This is a genomic window from Rhodospira trueperi, assembly GCF_900101965.1.
GTDB classification, from domain to species: domain Bacteria; phylum Pseudomonadota; class Alphaproteobacteria; order Rhodospirillales; family Rhodospirillaceae; genus Rhodospira; species Rhodospira trueperi.
In genome coordinates, this window is sequence record NZ_FNAP01000010.1 from 133,473 (window position 1) to 150,662 (window position 17,190).

Annotated in this window: 15 protein-coding genes; 10 read left to right on the plus strand and 5 right to left on the minus strand. The window is 67.4% G+C overall.

Going from position 1 to position 17,190, the window contains the following annotated elements; genetic code table 11:
• The first annotated feature begins 302 nt into the window (after positions 1–302).
• The 5 genes from BLS85_RS18775 (at position 303) to BLS85_RS13545 (ending at position 4,964) form a co-directional block, all read left to right on the plus strand.
• Positions 303–485 carry a hypothetical protein gene (locus BLS85_RS18775; RefSeq protein ID WP_143027195.1) on the plus strand — a complete coding sequence of 61 codons (183 nt, stop codon included), beginning with the start codon at positions 303–305 and terminating at the stop codon, positions 483–485.
• Between the two features lie 94 nt (positions 486–579).
• Positions 580–2,100 carry a replicative DNA helicase gene (locus tag BLS85_RS13530; protein WP_092787165.1) on the plus strand — a complete coding sequence of 507 codons (1,521 nt, stop codon included), beginning with the start codon at positions 580–582 and terminating at the stop codon, positions 2,098–2,100.
• Positions 2,100–3,233, plus strand: a complete 1,134-nt coding sequence (gene alr, locus BLS85_RS13535; protein ID WP_092787167.1) for an alanine racemase — start codon at positions 2,100–2,102, stop codon at positions 3,231–3,233. Before BLS85_RS13530 ends, alr begins: the two co-directional genes overlap by 1 nt.
• Positions 3,234–3,237: 4 nt before the next feature.
• Entirely contained in the window at positions 3,238–4,011 is a 774-nt protein-coding gene (locus BLS85_RS13540) for an MlaE family ABC transporter permease (RefSeq protein ID WP_092787169.1), read from the plus strand.
• Between the two features lie 161 nt (positions 4,012–4,172).
• Positions 4,173–4,964, plus strand: coding sequence for an ABC transporter ATP-binding protein (locus tag BLS85_RS13545; RefSeq protein ID WP_092787171.1), 792 nt, complete (start codon positions 4,173–4,175; stop codon positions 4,962–4,964).
• A gap of 45 nt (positions 4,965–5,009) precedes the next feature.
• On the opposite strand, the gene BLS85_RS13550 is transcribed toward BLS85_RS13545, so the two are convergent.
• Together BLS85_RS13550 and BLS85_RS13555 are read right to left on the minus strand one after the other, a co-directional pair.
• A complete protein-coding gene (locus BLS85_RS13550) occupies positions 5,010–8,018 on the minus strand; it encodes a bifunctional diguanylate cyclase/phosphodiesterase (protein ID WP_092787173.1) in 3,009 nt (1,002 codons plus the stop codon).
• A gap of 224 nt (positions 8,019–8,242) precedes the next feature.
• Positions 8,243–8,968, minus strand: coding sequence for a formyltransferase family protein (locus BLS85_RS13555; RefSeq protein ID WP_176793738.1), 726 nt, complete (start codon positions 8,966–8,968; stop codon positions 8,243–8,245).
• 184 nt (positions 8,969–9,152) lie between these two features.
• Here BLS85_RS13555 and rarD point away from each other — a divergent pair, with 184 nt between their 5' ends.
• Genes rarD through menA form a run of 4 tightly spaced genes read left to right on the plus strand, consistent with a single transcriptional unit; the run spans position 9,153 to position 12,350 of the window.
• Positions 9,153–10,124 carry an EamA family transporter RarD gene (gene rarD, locus BLS85_RS13560; protein ID WP_218128428.1) on the plus strand — a complete coding sequence of 324 codons (972 nt, stop codon included), beginning with the start codon at positions 9,153–9,155 and terminating at the stop codon, positions 10,122–10,124.
• 47 nt (positions 10,125–10,171) lie between these two features.
• On the plus strand, positions 10,172–10,636 hold the full coding sequence (locus tag BLS85_RS13565; protein ID WP_092787177.1) for a type II toxin-antitoxin system RatA family toxin: 465 nt from the start codon (positions 10,172–10,174) through the stop codon (positions 10,634–10,636).
• 11 nt (positions 10,637–10,647) lie between these two features.
• Positions 10,648–11,391: a ubiquinone/menaquinone biosynthesis methyltransferase gene (locus BLS85_RS13570; RefSeq protein ID WP_245699231.1), complete on the plus strand. Its 744-nt coding sequence runs from the start codon at positions 10,648–10,650 to the stop codon at positions 11,389–11,391.
• 32 nt (positions 11,392–11,423) lie between these two features.
• Entirely contained in the window at positions 11,424–12,350 is a 927-nt protein-coding gene (menA, locus tag BLS85_RS13575; RefSeq protein WP_092787181.1) for a 1,4-dihydroxy-2-naphthoate octaprenyltransferase, read from the plus strand.
• A gap of 22 nt (positions 12,351–12,372) precedes the next feature.
• On the opposite strand, the gene BLS85_RS13580 is transcribed toward menA, so the two are convergent.
• Positions 12,373–12,966, minus strand: a complete 594-nt coding sequence (locus BLS85_RS13580) for a gamma-glutamylcyclotransferase (RefSeq protein ID WP_092787183.1) — start codon at positions 12,964–12,966, stop codon at positions 12,373–12,375.
• 142 nt (positions 12,967–13,108) lie between these two features.
• Between BLS85_RS13580 and BLS85_RS13585 the strand changes: the two genes are divergently transcribed.
• On the plus strand, positions 13,109–14,371 hold the full coding sequence (locus BLS85_RS13585) for a DUF2125 domain-containing protein (RefSeq protein WP_176793740.1): 1,263 nt from the start codon (positions 13,109–13,111) through the stop codon (positions 14,369–14,371).
• A gap of 219 nt (positions 14,372–14,590) precedes the next feature.
• Here the strand turns inward: BLS85_RS13585 and thiS are convergent, their stop codons facing one another.
• Both thiS and apbC read right to left on the minus strand, forming a co-directional pair.
• The gene (thiS, locus tag BLS85_RS13590; protein ID WP_092787187.1) at positions 14,591–15,589 is read right to left on the minus strand and encodes a sulfur carrier protein ThiS; all 999 of its coding nucleotides are present in this window, start codon (positions 15,587–15,589) and stop codon (positions 14,591–14,593) included.
• Positions 15,590–16,007: 418 nt separating this feature from the next.
• The gene (gene apbC, locus BLS85_RS13595; RefSeq protein ID WP_092787189.1) at positions 16,008–17,144 is read right to left on the minus strand and encodes an iron-sulfur cluster carrier protein ApbC; all 1,137 of its coding nucleotides are present in this window, start codon (positions 17,142–17,144) and stop codon (positions 16,008–16,010) included.
• Positions 17,145–17,190 lie beyond the last annotated feature (46 nt).

Consider the following 17,190-nt stretch of genomic DNA (forward strand, 5'->3'; position numbering starts at 1 on the left):
ACGGAAGTCATATGGTCATGTTCAATCCGAAATGATACTGTGGATGTGTTAGGGGCGAGAAGAGACGAGGAGAGGGAACAGGGGGCGCGGTCGACTGTTTGACCGTCCCCGCAGAGGGGCGAATGCCCTGAATGAAACCGGTCGGCTCTGGAGCGGCGACAGAATATCGTCGCGGTGCCACCAGGAAGGGTGGGAGGTTTTGAATGCGGCCGAATGACTTTGGTCTGTATGGTTCCAAGTCTGTGAGCTGGGCGTCCCGTGACGCTGAGTCGGGCGATGATGGTTCCTCATCCGATCACGACTTGGTTTACCGTGTTCATCAGCTGGCCCTTCGGCACGGCGAGTCAGAGCGCCGGGCGTGGCGCGCCGCCGTGGGCGCCTACCTGGAGCGACACCCCTCGGCGTCCGTGACCATGGCGGAACGCGTCGTCACCTGCCTGATCCGGCAACGTCTCGACGACCTGCCCACCATCAAAACCGCCTGAGCGCGCCGCGTCCGGGACGGACTGTCCCCGATATCCCCGCTATCCACAGCATGCCAGGCATCGGCACCGGGCGGCGGCTGCGGTATGCTGAGGCATGGACACGTTCGCCCCCGACAGCAGCCACGCCGACGCCCCCTCCGACACCGAGACGGCACCCGGCTTTCGCCCGCCCCCCGCCAGCCTGGAGGCCGAGCAGGCGTTCCTCGGCGCCCTTCTCTCGAACAACAAGGTGCTGGAGAAGGCCGGCGAGTTCCTGCGCGCCGAGCACTTCACACACCCCGGCCACGGCCTGATCTATGACGTCTGCCAGCGCCTGATCGAGCGCAACCAGGTCGCCAACCCGGTGACCGTCAAGCCGTTCGTCGAGTCGGCCGATGAACTGTCCGACCTGGGCGGGGCACGGTATCTGGCCGTGCTGATGGGCTCGGTGGTCACGATCATCAACGCGCACGACTACGCCCGCCTGATCCACGACTATTTCCTGCGGCGCCAGCTCATCGGGTTGGGGTCCGACATGGTCAACGAGGCGCACGACAACGATATCGACATCAGCGCTACCGACCTGATCGAGGCCGGCGAACAGCGGCTGTACGATCTGGCCACCCACGGCCAGTACGAGGGCGGGCTGAGCGACTTCAAGACCGCGCTGATCTCCGCCATCGGCATGGCCGAAGCCGCGCACCGGCGCGAGGGCCGGCTGGCCGGCATCACCACCGGTCTGATCGACCTGGACCGCAAGCTGGGCGGTCTGCATCCCTCCGACATGCTGATCCTGGCGGGGCGCCCGTCGATGGGCAAGACGGCCCTGGCGACCAACATCGCCTTCAACGCCGCCAAGTACTGCATCGACGAGGCCGACGCGGAGACCCAGGGCAAGGCGGTGGCCTTCTTCTCGCTGGAAATGAGCGCCGAACAGCTCGCCACCCGAATCCTGGCGGAGCGGGTCGAGGTGTCGTCGCACAAAATCCGCACCGGCGAGCTGTCCAACGAGGATTTTGAGCGCCTTTTGGTGGCCAGCACCGATCTGCATCGCATCCCCCTGCACATCGACGACACACCGGCCCTGACCGTCTCCGCGATGCGCACCCGGTGCCGCCGGCTGGCACGGCAGAAAGGCCTGGCGCTGGTGGTGGTCGACTATCTCCAGCTCATGAGCCCCGGCAAGATGGGCAACAGCGACTCCCGGGTGCAGGAGGTCTCGGCCATCACGCGCGGGCTGAAGGCGCTGGCCAAGGAACTGAACGTGCCGGTCATCGCGTTGTCGCAGTTGTCGCGCGCGGTCGAACAGCGCGAGGACAAGCGACCCCAACTGGCCGACCTGCGCGAATCCGGCTCCATCGAACAGGACGCCGACGTGGTCATGTTCGTGTATCGTGAGCAGTACTACCTGGAGCGCGCCGAGCCCACTCAGCGCGCCGAGGAAAACGCCGACAAGTACACCGAGCGGCACCAGAAATGGCTGGAACGCTGCGACAAGGCGCACAACGTCGCCGAGGTCATCGTCGCCAAGCAACGCCATGGCCCCATCGGCACGGTCCGGCTGTTCTTCGACGGCACGTACACCCGTTTCGGCAACCTGGACACCAACGACGCGCCCGAAGGACCGGCGTTCTGATGATGACCGCCGCCCAGGGCCTTCTCACCATCGACCTGGACGCGCTGGCAGGCAACTGGCGCCGGTTGCGGGATCGGCTGAGATCCGGAACCGAATGCGCCGGGGTGATCAAGGCCAATGGCTACGGCCTGGGCGACATCCCCGTGGCCCGCGCCCTGTATGGCGCCGGATGCCGCACGTTCTTCGTCGCGCAGATGGAGGAAGGCCTTCGGGTCGCACCAACGCTGCCGCCGGGGTGCCGCGTGTTCGTGCTGTCCGGCCCGATCCCGGGCTGCGAGGCCGATCTCACCGCCGCCGGGCTGATCCCGGTCCTGAACAGCGCCGAGCAGATCGAGCGCTGGGCCGCGCACGCCCGCGCCCGCGCGCCGGGTGCCCCGGCGGCGATCCATGTCGATACCGGCATGGAACGGCTGGGTCTGATGCCGTCGGAGCTGGCGGCATTGCGGGAGGATCGCCGGCCGCTGGAGGCGTTCGCGCCCGTCCTGGTCATGAGTCACCTAGCCTGTGCCGACATGCCGGGCCATGCCATGAACGCCCGTCAGGTCTCGGCCTTCCAGGCCGCGCGCGCGGCCTTTCCGGGGGTGCCGGGCAGTCTGGCGAATTCGTCCGGGATCTTTCTGGGGCCGGCGGCCCATCATGATCTGGCCCGTCCCGGAGTGGCGCTGTACGGCGTCAATCCGGCTCCGGGCCGGCCCAATCCCATGGCACCGGTGGTCCGCCTTCAGGGTCGGATCCTTCAGGTGCGCCACGTTGACGCTCCGGCGACCGTTGGCTATGGTGCGACCCATTGGGTCGCGGGGCGACGCCGGATCGCGACCGTTGGGATCGGATATGCCGATGGGCTGCCGCGTGCCGCCAGCGACCGCATCATGGGGGTCCTTGAGGAAACGCCGGTGCCGCTGATCGGGCGGGTCTCGATGGATCTTGTGACGTTCGACGTCAGTGCCGTGCCGCATCCCGATGCGGTCAGGCCAGGAGCGCTCATCGACCTGATCGGTCCCCTGAACCCCATTGACGATCTGGCCGCCCGCGTGGGAACCATCGGGTATGAGATTTTGACCTCTCTCGGATCCCGGTACGCCCGCCGCCATATTGGGGGCACCGCGCCGGACGGAGGAACCGAAAGGACATGACGCCGTGAACTTCCTGGCCATCGTCGGGCGCGTCTTCCTTGCCTTCGTCCAGCAGGTCGGCCGGTTCGCCATCTTCACCGGCCGGTCGCTCGGCCACATGGTCCGCCCCCCCTATTTTCCGCGCCTGATCGGCCGCCAGATGGTGGAGATCGGGTATTATTCGCTTCCCGTGGTGGGCCTGACGACCATCTTCTCGGGCATGGTCCTCGCGTTGCAGAGCCACACCGGCTTCGCCCGCTTTTCCGCCGAGGGCGCGGTGGCCACGGTGGTGGTCATCTCCATCACCCGCGAGTTGGGGCCGGTGCTGGCCGGCCTGATGGTGGCCGGACGCATCGGCGCGGCCATGGCCGCCGAGATCGGCACCATGCGGGTGACCGAGCAGATCGACGCTCTGACGACCCTGTCCACCAATCCGTTCAAGTACCTTGTCGCGCCGCGCCTGATCGCCGGGGTCACCATGCTGCCGCTGCTGGTGCTGGTGGGCGACATCATCGGGGTGTTCGGCGGCTACCTGATCGGCACCACCAAGCTGGGCTTCAACCCGGCGGTCTACATCGAGCGCACGGTCGAGTTCCTGGAGGTGATTGACGTCGTCTCCGGGCTGATCAAGGCGGCGGTGTTCGGGTTCGTGATCGCCCTCATGGGCTGCTATCACGGATACTATTCCCGGGGCGGCGCCCAAGGTGTCGGCGCCGCGACCACCAATGCCGTCGTCTCCGCCTCGATCCTGATCCTGATCCTGAACTACGTCATCACCGAGCTGTTCTTCGCCCAGTAAGACGAAAACCGGATGATTGGTTCGATGTGTGGATGATCGAGTGTAGGGCGGGTGACCGAAGGGCACCCGCCCCCCGTGGCTTGGCGGCGGCTGTCCTTCGGCCAACCGCCCTATAGGTGCGAACGATTTCACCGCAAACCGTATAAGACAACGGAAACGCCATGGCCCCGCATCCGGACAGCGCCCCCTCCAAGATCAGCCTACGCGGCGTTCAGAAGCGCTTCGGCGCCAACGTGGTGCTGGACGGGATCGATCTGGACGTGACGCCTGGGGAATCCCTGGTGGTGATCGGCGGATCGGGAAGCGGCAAGTCCGTGTTGCTGAAGTGCATTCTGGGCCTGCTCAGACCGGATGCCGGATCCATCGCCATCGACGGCGAGGAGACCGTGGGGTTGACCGGACGGGCGCGCGACCGAATCACCGCCCACATCGGCATGTTGTTCCAGGGCGCGGCGCTGTTCGACAGCCTGCCGGTCTGGGAAAACGTGGCCTTCGGCCTGATTCAGGGGCGCCGCGCCGGCCGGACGGAGGCGCGCGCCCGGGCCATGGAGTGCCTGGACCAAGTGGGATTGCTCCCCAGGGTCGCCGATCTTTACCCGGCCGAGTTGTCCGGCGGCATGCAGAAGCGCGTCGGTCTCGCCCGGGCCATCGCCACGCGGCCCGACATCGTCTTTTTCGACGAGCCGACCACGGGCCTTGATCCCATCATGGCCGACGTCATCAACGACTTGATCGTGGCCACCACCAAGACCCTGGGCGCCACCGCCCTGTCGATCACCCACGACATGGCCAGCGCCACCAAGATCGGCGACCGCATCGCGATGCTGTACCGGGGGCGCCTGATCTGGGTGGGGCCGGCCAAGGGCGTGTTCGACAGCGACAACGCCCATGTCGATCAGTTCGTGCACGGCCGCGCGGACGGACCGATCACCCAGGAAACCGAGGCGAAGTAATCGCGACCGACACCACCGATGCGAGAACGGCAGGGTATCCCGCCGTTACTTCCGGTCACCAGGCCCGCGGGACGGAGAAGCCGCATCGCCGAAGTGCGGCGGCTTTGGGCCGCGCTCGCCGAACGGGACTCTGGCCCATAGGGGGTCCGGCCGCCAGTGCCGCGCCCACTCCACGAACCGATCCGCCGACATCGGCGGCGCGATACCGTACCCCTGACCCAACTCGCACCCCAGACCCAGCAGCAGAACGCCATGCTGCGTGGTCTCCACCCCCTCGGCGATCACGGTCAGGTCGAAGGCCTTCGCCAGTCCGATGACACCGGAGACGATGGCGTGGTCCTCGGCATCCCGCGCCATGTCGAGGATGAACGACTTGTCGATTTTCAGCGTATGGACGGGCAACAGCTTCAGATAGGTGAGAGAAGAGTAGCCGGTTCCGAAGTCGTCCAGGGCCGAGTGAACGCCAAGCGCGCGACAGGACTCGATCAGCTTGGTGACGTGCCTGAGGTCGTTGATGGCGGCGGTCTCGGTAATCTCGATTTCCAGAACGTCCTGTTTCAATCGGCCAGCTTGTCGCAACTGAGCTTCCAGGCGCTCGACGAAGCTCGCGGTCTGGAGGTGGCGCACGGAAATGTTGACGCTGATCGGCAGGCGGAACCCCTGTTGCTCCCATGTGTCGAATTGGCGCAATGCTTCTGCAATGACCCACTCGCCAAGGGCCACGATCATCTCGTTGTCCTCAATGATCGGCAGGAACTCGCCGGGAGGCACCAAGCCGCGTTCGGGATGGTGCCAGCGGATCAGCGCCTCTGTCCCCACAATCCGGCCCGTTCTCATGTTCACCTTGGGTTGGTAGTGGAGGACAAGCTCATTGTCCGATAGCGCTTGCTCAAGCCGCTTTATCATCTTTTGCTGTTCTATGATGACGGTATCCTGGTTGTCATCATAGAAGAAGTAAGTGTTCTTCCCCATCTGCTTCGATTTGTACATCGCCTGATCGGCTTGGCGCACCAGCGTATCGGTATCGTTTGCCCGCAGCGGGAACAGCGTCACCCCGATGCTTGCGGTAACCGACACGCTGTGACCGTCAATTTCGAAGGGTCGGCTCACCGTGGCCAGAAGCCTTTGCAGGGTGTGGGTGCAGGCGGTTTGATCCTCCAGATCGGCGAGCAGGATGATGAATTCGTCCCCGCCCAGCCGCGCCACCGTATCGTTGCCGCGCAACGCGCCCCGGAACCGATCCGCCAGTTCGATCAACAGCATGTCCCCAGCACCGTGGCCCAGGGTGTCGTTGACCGGCTTGAAGCCGTCGACATCCAGGAAGCACACGGCCAGCAGTGTGCGGTCCCGCCGGGCCTTGGCGACGGCCTGCTGCAGGCGGTCATTGAGCAACACCCGGTTCGGCAGGCCGGTCAGCGAATCATAGTGGGCAATGCGGTCGAGTTCAGCCTCGTGTCGCTTGATGGCGGTGATGTCCACGACGACCCCGACATAATGCGAAGGTTGGCCATGGCCGTCCAGCACCGCCGAAATGGTCAGGTGCTCCGGATACACGTCGCCGCTCTTGCGTCGGTTCCAGATTTCCCCGCGCCACAGTCCTTCCTCGAGCAGGGCCATCCACATCGCGTTGTAGAACTCCGGCCCATGCTGGCCGGATTGCAGGATCCGCGGCGTCTTTCCGATCAGCTCCGCGCGAGAATAGCCGGTGATGCGCACGAAGGAATCATTGACCTCCAGGATCGTGCTATTCGGGTCGGTGATGACGATGCCTTCCTGGGTGTGTTCGAAGACACTGGCCAGCAGCTGCAGTCGGACCTCGGCCTGCTTGCGACCGCTGACGTCCTGGAACGTCACCGCCAGTTGCCCCTCCACCGGCCGAAACGCGCGCACGTCGAAGTGCCGGCCGGAGACGGGCACATCAACCTCGAACGAATCCGGAATGCCGGTGTCGGCGACGCATGCCAGCCGGTCAAAGACCTTGTGCACGATGCCGGGCGAATTGACCTCCTTGAAGGTACGGCCAAGGACGGTGTCGCTTTCCAGCCCCGTCATCTCCTCAAACGCCGGATTGATGATCAGGTACCGGAAATCGCTCGCCTGGCCGTGGTCACCGAACACGGTTTCGAGCAGGACCAGGGCGTTGATCATCTCATTGAAAAGGGTCCTGTATTTCTCTTCCGCCACCAAGCGCTGGCTTTCGGCGTAGGCTTCCTCCGCCCGCTTGCGTTCCGTGGTATCCTGAAGCGTCTCAATGGCCCCGATGATCTCTCCGTCCAGGCCGCGCAGCGGCGCCGCCGTGAAGAACAGCCAGCGCCCACCTCCAGGGAAATGGGGAAAGAACCCCTCCGCCTCATAGGCGCCCTCGACAAAGGACGACGGCTTGTAGGCGCCGTAGTAGCGTTCGTATTCGCTCAGCCGGGCCTGATCGAGAATCAGGTCGGCCATCACGGGCCGGACCTTGGGATAGAACGCCCGCCATTGATCGCGCGTGCCGATCATGGTGTCGGCCGGAATCCCCATGATGATCTCGCACGCGCGGTTCCAGTGCGTGACGCGATGCTCGGCGTCGATGACGAACGTGGGGACCGGATTGCCTTCGATGATCTCCGTCAGAAGTCGCTGGCCGGCGAGCCGATCCATGTCCGATTTCTTGCGTTCTGTAATGTCCAGGCAGGTCTGCACAGCACCGATGACGCTGCCGTCGAAGGCCCGCAGAGGGGTCGCGATCGCCGCCAGCCAGCGTCCGCCGCCAGGCAGGGCCGCGCAGAAGGCATTGGCCTGGATGGATCCGTCGTCGCCGCAACGGCTCCAGGCGTCTCCGTAAAGACCGGAGATCTGATCGTCCGTGGCGGATGCGACGACAAGGTCCGCCATCAAAGGGCGCTCCTGGGGATAAAACGCTTTCCAATGGTCGCTGGTGTCGAGGATGTCCGAGGCCAGCACGCCGGTCATGGCCTCGCACGCCGCGTTCCACTGAACCACCCGGTGGGCCCGGTCGATCACGAACATGGCGATGGGCAAGCGTTCGACAAGCATGCCTTCGGGTACGGACATCCTCTCTCCCCCTGGGTCTTCGTTTCTTTATTGTTGTGTTCAGTTGTTTGTAATTTGTATGGCCCGTCCTGACGCAATCGACAAGGCCGGCCCCGGATTACCGGACAATTCGCGTGCGTCAGCATCAAGTATCAACGATACGGTTTGCAGTCTGCAAGCGATCCGTTCACATCGCTGGGAAAGATGTGGCCCGGGACACCTGTCCGGCGACCCGCTTTCGGATATCACCGGAGCGGCGCGCAGCCGTCCATTGTTCGGCCACCCTTGAGGACCGGTGCGTCCGGGTGCTCCGGTTCCAGGCGAAACCAGCGGCCGAACGCGGTCAGGCGCAGGGCGTGGTGAGGCCCCTCGCCGACCGCGCGCAGGCGGCGCCGGAACTCCGCCTCATCCACATCGGCGGGCAAACGGCACAAAGCCTCGAAATCGGCCCGGCGTCGCGCCGGACCCGACCACGACAGGTCAAGCACAGGCAGGGGCCGAGACAAGTCTGTCAGGGCCGGCGCCATGCCCTCCAGCAGGTGAAGGGCCAGCCGCCAGCTCAGCGCCTCCAGCGCCAGCCGACCCATGTCCAGCGCGATGTCCACGGTGTTGGCCGCGACGATGGCGCCTGAGTCCACCTCCGGCGCCATCTCGTGCAGGGTCACACCGAACGACGTCGCGCCGTCGTACAGCGCGAATACGGCCGGGAACAGGCCGGGATAGTCGGGCGGCCCCGGGTGCAGGTTGTAGGCCGGGCCGGACAGCCCCGCCAGAACGTCCGCCGGCACGATCACCGGCGAGCACACCGACACCAACCGCGCGCCGGGCCGCGCCTGAACCGCCGCGCGCAGGGCGGCGAGATCGCACACCGGAACGATGGCCGCGTCCGGTCGGGCCGCGCGCAGCGGAGCGGCGGCCTCGACCTGATCCTCCGAAGGGGTCAGGAGCAGAAGGGTCGGCGGTTCGGTCATGGTCGGGTGTCGCGACGGTTCGGACATCACGCCAGCATAGCGCATTCTGACGGGCCATGGGGCTTCGGTGTCTGCCGCCATCAAAGTCTTCGGCTTGCCCGCCGCGCGGTGCTACCATCCGCGCCCCCCGCCACCCCGGCGTCGGCCCGGCGCCGACCCCTTTTCTGGATAAGGATCCGTCCGCGTGAGACCTCCGGCCCCCGCCGGTCCCGTTCCGGCGTCGCCTGGCACGCTCGATGAGGCCGCCCGGCGCCACCGCGCCGGCCTGACGGCGGCCGTCGGCGCCTATGTGTTCTGGGGCCTGTCGCCCATCCTGTATCATGTGCTCGGCCATGTCACGCCGCTGGAGGTCATGGCCCACCGCATCGTCTGGGCGTTGGTGTTCGCGCTGCCGCTGGTCATCGCCTTCCGGCAGACCCGCGCCCTGCTGGCCATTCTGCGCCGGCCGCGCGACCTGCTGGTCTTCGCCGCCAGTTCTCTGGCCATCTCGATCAACTGGCTCACCTTCATCTTTGCCGCCGGTGGCGGTCACAAGCTTGACGCCAGCATGGGGTATTACATCTTCCCGCTGGCCACGCTGCTGCTGGGTTTCGTCTTCCTGGGCGAACGACCGAGCCGACGGCAGTGGGTGGCGGTCGGACTGGCGGTTCTGGGCGTGCTGGTGATGCTGGTGGGGCTGGGCCGCCTGCCCTGGATCGCCCTAGTTCTGGCCAGTTCCTTCGGCCTGTACGGCCTGCTCCGGAAGATCGCGCCGGCCGAGTCCCTGGTCGGGTTCACGCTGGAGGTCCTGATGATGGGGCCTTTGGCGGCGGCGTACCTGGGCTGGCTGGCCTGGACGGGAACCGGCGTCATGCCTTACGGAGCCGGCCTGGACATGGCGGTGCTGGTGTTCGCCGGTCCGGCGACGGCGATCCCGCTGTTGCTTTTCGCCTTGGGCGCCCGGCGACTGACGCTCGGCACCCTGGGCATGCTGCAATACATCAACCCGACGCTGCAATTTCTGATGGCCGTGATCGTGTACGGCGAGACCTTTACGCTTGGTCACGCGGCCAGCTTCGGGCTGATCTGGCTCGCGGTGGGTCTGTATGCGTCCGAACGACGCGGGCGATCAGGGACAACGACGGCTCCGCTTGACCCGCGTCCGGAGGCGGACTAACCAGAGGGACCGTTCGAGACCCCGCACCGGGAGCACGCATCCGGACCATGCCGACCCTTTCGCTGCAGCGTGATCTGCCGTACCCGCGTCCGGCGGTGTATGAAGCCATCGCGGATGTCGCGCGCTATCCTGAGTTCATGCCCGGTTTCAAGCGCGTGCGCACCGAGGGGTGGGAGGATGACGCGCTGCGGGTGCGCCAGACGGTGGGCATGGCCGGGTTGACGGTCACGTTCCTGAGCCGGGCGCGGTTCACGGAACCGGAACGGATCGACATCGTCTCGCACGAGCGGCCATTCCAGGTGCTCAGTCAGATCTGGCGCTTCGAGGAACGCCCCAACGACCGCACTCGACTGCATCTGAAGGCGGAATACGGTCTTGTGGATCGGATGGCCGGCGCGGTGTTCGAGCGGGTCTATCCGGGGCTGATGCGCGGCGCCATGACCGCCATCGGACGCCGGGTCGCCGCGCTGTCGCGGCGCACGTCCAGCCGGGGGGAAACGGCGTTGTCATGAGGGAATCACAGGTGACGGACCAGAGCCCCGGATCCACCGGGAACGGCGCGGAGACCGCGCATCCCCAGGATCCACGTCGCATCCGCGCCATGTTCGACGTGGTCGCGCCCCGCTACGATCTGCTCAACGACCTGATGAGCGGCGGCATACACCGACTGTGGAAGCGCCGACTGCGCCGCCTGGCGGGCCGTCCGCGCGGGCGCGGTCTGGCGCTGGATCTGGCCGGCGGCACCGGCGATATCGGCAACGCCCTGGCGGCGTCCGGCTGGGCGGTGGTGGTCTGCGATCCCTCCGAGGGCATGATGTCCAAGGGCCGCAACCGCCGCGCCGGCCCGCGCCTGCGCTGGGTGTGCGGCGACGGCGAAACGTTGCCCTTCGCCGATGGCACGTTCGATCTGGTGACCATCGGCTTCGGCCTGCGCAACATCCAGGACCGGCAACGCGCGCTGGCCGAGATGGCGCGGGTTCTGGCGCCGGGTGGCCTGATGCTATGCCTTGAGTTCTCCCAGCCGGCACCGTTGATCGCGCCGGCCTACGGGCTGTGGCAGGAGCACGGGATTCCCCGCCTGGGCGCCGCCGTGTCCGGGCAGCCGGACGCCTATCGCTATCTGGTGCGGTCGATCCAAGCGTTTCCGGACCAGAAGACGCTTGCGGACTGGATGCGGCAGGCCGGATTCACCGACGTCTTCTACCGCAACCAGTTCTTCGGCATCGCCGCAATCCATGGCGGCCGCCGCCCGGCGGCAACCCCGTGAGGCCCCCAGTGAGTCCGCCAGTGAGTCCGCCAGTGAGTCCGCCGTCTTCGTCGCCCGAGCGCCCGCCCTGGTCGGTCATCGCGTGGCACGCCATCCGCCCCCATACCCTGCCGCTGTCGCTGTCACCCGTGATCGCCGGCACGGTGCTGAGCTGGGTCGCGCACGGACAGATCCGCCTGGACGTCCTGATCGCCGCCGCGCTGTCCGCCCTGGCCATTCAGGTCGGCACCAATCTGCACAACGACGCCGCCGACACCCTGAACCACACCGACGACGAGGGCCGACTGGGGCCGGTGCGCGTCACCGAGCGCGGCTGGATGACGCCCAACCAAGTCCTGTGGGCCGCGCACGCGGCCTTCGCCCTGTCGGTGCTGTGCGGCGGCTGGCTGGTGGTGGTGGGCGGCTGGCCCATCGCCCTGATCGGCGCCGTGTCCGTGCTGGCGGGTTACGCCTACTCCGCCGGGCCGTGGCCGATCTCGCGCGGACCCTGGGGCGAGCTGCTGGTGGTGCTGTTTTTCGGCGTCATCGCCGTGGGCGGCGTGGTCTACCTGCACGCGGGCACGGTCAGCGGGGCGGCGTTGCTGCTGGGGCTGATCGTCGGCCTGCCGGCGGCGGCCGTGCTGATGGTCAACAACACGCGCGACCGCGTGGGCGATGCCCGCGCCGGGCGGCGCACCTTGGCCATCCTGATGGGGCGGGACCGGGCCGTGACCGCGCACGGCCTTCTGCTGGCCGCCGCCCTCGCGGGGTTGGTGGCGCTGGCGGCCCTGGACCCGGCCCTGCGCGGGGCCGTGCTCGGCCTGATCTGCGCGCCGCTGGCGTGGCGCGTGTGGCGCGCGCTGAGAACCGCCGACTCCTCCGTCGGCTACAACGCCGTGCTGGCGCGCACCGGTCGCGTGCAGGTCGCCCTCGTCGCGAGTTGTTCGCTGGGACTGGTGCTCGTGGGCAGCGTCTGGTGATCCGGATCTGACCCGGACGGGGTCACGGGAGCACCGGTTCGGCCGTGTCCACCGCGTCGAGCAGCGCGTGCATGTGGCCGTCGCGGATGCCCAGGTCATCCAGGTGCGCCACCGTGCTGGCCAGATAGTCCCGCGCCGTCCCGCGCGGCCCCACCCCCTGACGGATCAGGCGCACACGCTCACCCGGGCTGAGGTGGCCGGCGTACTGCCGGTGACCGGGGTCGGCGACGAACGTATGGCAGGACACCCGCCGGCCGTCGTCCAGGGTGGCGGGAACCCGACGCGGGATATAGGCGTAGGTGGTCATTTCGCGCTCGTGAAGATAGGTCCGCACCTCCGGCCAGTCCTCCGGCGCGACACAGTAGGCGATGCCCCGGCAGGAGCCGCGCCCGCGCAGGCCCAACACCAGTCCGGGGCACTCCGGGGTTCCGCGATAGCGTAGCGAGAGAATACACATGTCGCGGTGATAGCCGCGCAGCAGGGCCGGACGGCGTTCACGGTGCGGAAACCCGGGGTGCCACATCAGCGACCCATACCCGAACACCCAGCGTTCGCCCGCCTCGGGCTCGAGCCCCCACGTCGGCGGGGCGGGCGCGGTCGGCGCGGTGTCCTGCATGTCCGGTCCCCCTTTTCGTCGAGGTCGGGCGCCGCGATGCGCGCCCTTCTCTGTCCGGGTGGACGGTGGCGCGGCACGGCCTGCCGTGTCTATAGTGGAGTCAGCATCGCCTGACACCGTTCCCCGCTCCAGAGGAGCCGCCATGAGCCGCCGCCCCTCCGACCGCCCGACCGCCAACCGATCCGATGACGACGCCGGAGATCCCGACGCGCGGTCGGAGGCTTCGGCGAAAAAGTCCGCCGCCGCGGGACACGGATCCAAGCCGAAACGCGCCCCGAAGAAGAAGCCCCGCCGCCGCGCCACCCCGATCATCGGCTGGACCGTGCTGATCGGCCTGATGGCGATGGGCTATGTCGCCTACTGGACCTTTCTGGGCATGACCTTCGAGAGTGCCATTGATGACATCATCGCCCAGCAGCGGGCCGAGGGGATCATCATCACCCATGGCGCGGCCGATGTTCAGGGATTCCCGCTGAAGGTCGAGGCGATCGTGGACAATCTCTCGGTGTCGGCCACGCCGGAACGGGGGGGGTGGACGTGGCGCACCGATCAGATCGTGGTGTCCATCTCGCCCCTGCAGCCGAGAACCACGACCTTTGACCTGGCACCCGCTCCGCACCGGATCGCCCTGGCCGACGGAACGACATGGACCGCAAGGGCCGCCGAGGCACGGGTTACGGTTGGCGTGTCGGGCAGCGGTCGCCCGCGCGACGGCTCGATGGCGCTTTCGGACCTGACCCTGAAACAGGACGCCGGGGACGGTGCTGCTCTGGAGCGCCTCGATCTCACGTACGAGCATGAGCAGCTATGGGACCCCGGTCCGTTCGATGTGACGGAGACGGTGTCCCTGACCCTGACGGGACTGCGCGCGGAGGCTGGCATGTCCATGCCGCTGGGCTCCGAGATCAGCGAGGCGCGGCTGGAGGCCGCCGTTCTGGGCAAGATATCGCATGACCTGCCGCTAGAAAGGGCCCTAACGGAATGGCGGGACGCGGACGGCCGGTTGCGGCTCGATCAATTGTCGCTGACGTGGCCGCCCATGCGGCTTGACGCCGCCGGCGCGCTGGGGCTGGACACGGCGTTGCAGCCGGAAGGCACCCTCAACGCGCGCATGGCCGGCTTCACCAAAGCGATCAACATGCTGGAAGACCAGCGCGTACTGCGCGGCCGGGACGCCACCATGGCCCGGGTCCTGCTGGGCGGGATGGCGCGTCCCGACGCGACCGGAACGCCGGTCCTGGAAATCCCGCTGATCGTGCGCGACAGCGCCCTGTGGGCGGGTCCCGTCCCGGTGGCGCGATTGCCGCGCCTACCCTGGGGACCGCCCCCCGGCAGCCTTGGCGCCGAGGGGATCCGCCCCGGGTTCAGCGTCGATGCGGACGGCAACGTGATCCCCGGGCAGTGACCCCGACCGACGATTCCGGACCCGTCATCCGGAACCGGTGTAATCGTTCGCAATCCGGCGAATAGGTTCGTAGGTTGGGGTGAGCGGAGCGAACCCCAACATCATTCGGATCTGTGGGCCGGCTCCGTTGGGGTTCGGTGCCTCGCACCTCACCCCAACCTACGGCAAAGGCTACGACAAGGTGGCCGACGCACGCGAACCCATCAAGCGGTCAGGGTATCAGATCAGCCCGGCCAGCGGTGAACTGGGATCGGCGTAGCGCTTCTTGGGCATGCGGCCGGCCAGATAGGACAGCCGCCCGGCCTCCACCGCCAGCTTCATCGCCCGGGCCATCATGATGGGGTCCTTGGCCCCGGCAATGGCGGTGTTGAGCAGCACACCGTCCACGCCCAGTTCCATCGCCACCGCGACGTCGGACGCACAGCCGACCCCGGCATCCACCAGCACGGGGACCGAGACGGTTTCCTTGATGAGGCGGATGTTGACCGGGTTGATGACGCCCAGGCCGGAGCCAATCATGGAGCCCAGGGGCATGATGGCCTCGCACCCCATGTCCTCCAGCCGCTTGGCGGCGATGGGGTCGTCGTTGCAGTAGACCATGACCTTGAAGCCGTCCTTGATCAGGGCTTCGGCCGCCTTGAAGGTCTCCGGCATGTCCGGATAGAGCGTCTTCTGGTCGCCCAGCACCTCCAGCTTGACCAGGTCCCATCCACCAGCCTCGCGCGCCAGACGCAGCGTGCGCACTGCATCGTCGGCGGTGAAGCAGCCAGCGGTGTTCGGCAGGTAGGTGTAGACCTTGGGGTCCACGTAATCCATCAGCATGGGCTGGGTGGGGTCGGAGACGTTCACCCGGCGGACGGCCACGGTGACGATCTCGGCGCCGGACGCCTCCAGGGCGCGGGCCGTCTCCTCAAAGTCCTTGTACTTGCCGGTTCCCACCAGCAGGCGGGAGCGGAAGGTCCGCCCGGCCACCGTGAAGCCCTCGTCGTCGGCGACGGCCGCCGCCGTGGTGTCGGGCGCGCCGCCGCCGATGAAGTGGACGATCTCCAGCGCGTCGCCATCCGCGACACTGGTTTCGCCGTACTGGCCGCGCGGCACGATCTCGCGGTTGCGCTCCACCGCCACCTTGCGGGCGTCGAGCCCCAGCGTCGTCAGCAGCGCATCCAGGGACATGGGGTGGTCAATCGGGCGGGACTCGCCATTGATGGTAACCTGCATGGGTCTGTCGGATTCCGGAAAAGAGAAAACAGGCGCGGCCCGCATGGCCGTCGCGAGCCAGAGTATGGGTCGGCGCCGGGGCGGATTCAACCGCGCGGAACGGCCTATTTTCGGCGAGGTCGATGGCACCCGACACGGATTCCGGAGGGTTGGGTCCCGGTCCGTCGCCGCCCCCGGGTGATGGTCAGGCGCGTTCGCGTGGGAGACCCTTTGACGGCCCCATCGGACCGGATGGCCCTCCGGCCGTCTCGGGATGAAGTTACCGTCTTGAACTCAAATCAACCTCTTCCCGCGCCCGACCCGCCGTCCCATCGGGACGGCGCCCGGGTCGAAGGAGCTCCCGAGGCTGGCGGGGCCATGTCTTGACACGCCACGGCCCGCACCAATCACCCGGGGTCCGTATCACAGTCCCACGGACCTACGTGAAGCGGATGTTCGGTTTGGGCGCCGACGCCGCGTCGGCGACCTCAAGCTGTTCAGCGATCCGTTCGGCGATGCTCCGATAAGCGGCGGCGTGGGGGCTGTCGGGCTCAGCGGCCACGATGGGGGTTCCCGCGTCCGAGGTCTCGCGGATGCGGATGTCCAGCGGCACGTCCCCCAGGAAGGGGCAGCCCAACTCCTCCGCCGCGCGCCGCGCTCCACCGTGCGCGAACACCTCCTCGCGGTGACCGCAGTTGGGACAGACGTAGTAGCTCATGTTCTCGACGATCCCCATGACCGGCACGTTGACATGGCGGAACATCGCCAGCCCCTTGCGCGCGTCCAGCAGGGCGATGTCCTGCGGCGTCGAGACGATGACCGCGCCGGCCAGAGACACCCGCTGGCTCATGGTCAGTTGCGTGTCGCCGGTGCCCGGCGGCATGTCCACGACCATCACGTCCAACTCGCCCCAGTCCACGTCGCGCAGCAACTGTTCCAGCGCGCCCATGACCATGGGGCCGCGCCAGACCACCGGGTCCTCCTCGTTGACCATGAAGCCGATGGACATGATCCGCAGCCCGTGGTTCTCCAGCGGCTGGATGCGGTCGCCCTCCACCTCCGGGCGGCGGCCGGCCAGACCCAGCATGCGCGGCATGGAGGGGCCGTAGATGTCGGCGTCGAACACCCCCACCCGCAGCCCGCGCCCGGCCAGGGCAAGGGCCAGATTGGCGGCGGTGGTCGACTTGCCCACGCCGCCCTTGCCGGAGGCGACGGCAATGATATGCCGCACGCCCGGCGGCGCGATGGAAGGCGGACGGCCTCCACCCTGAGGCGGACGGTTGGGCGCGGCCGGGGCCGCTGGCGCCGCGGCGGGCTCGCCCGCCTGCCGCTGCGCGGTCAGGACCACCGTGGCGGCCTTGACCCCGTCCAACGCCAGAATGCGGCGCTCCGCCTCGTCGCGCAGGGGCTCAAGCTGCGGCCCCAGATCGGCCGGGACCTCCAGGGCCACGGTCACGCGGCCGTCCTGAACGGAAACGCCCGCGACCCACCCCAGGGACACGGGGTCTCGGCCGGTCTTGGGATCGGTGAGTCCCTTCAGGGTGGAAACCACATCGTCCCGGCGTGGGTCTGCCATGCTTGAAAACTCCTTGTGTCTGTCCGATATCCGGGGGGCGTTGGCG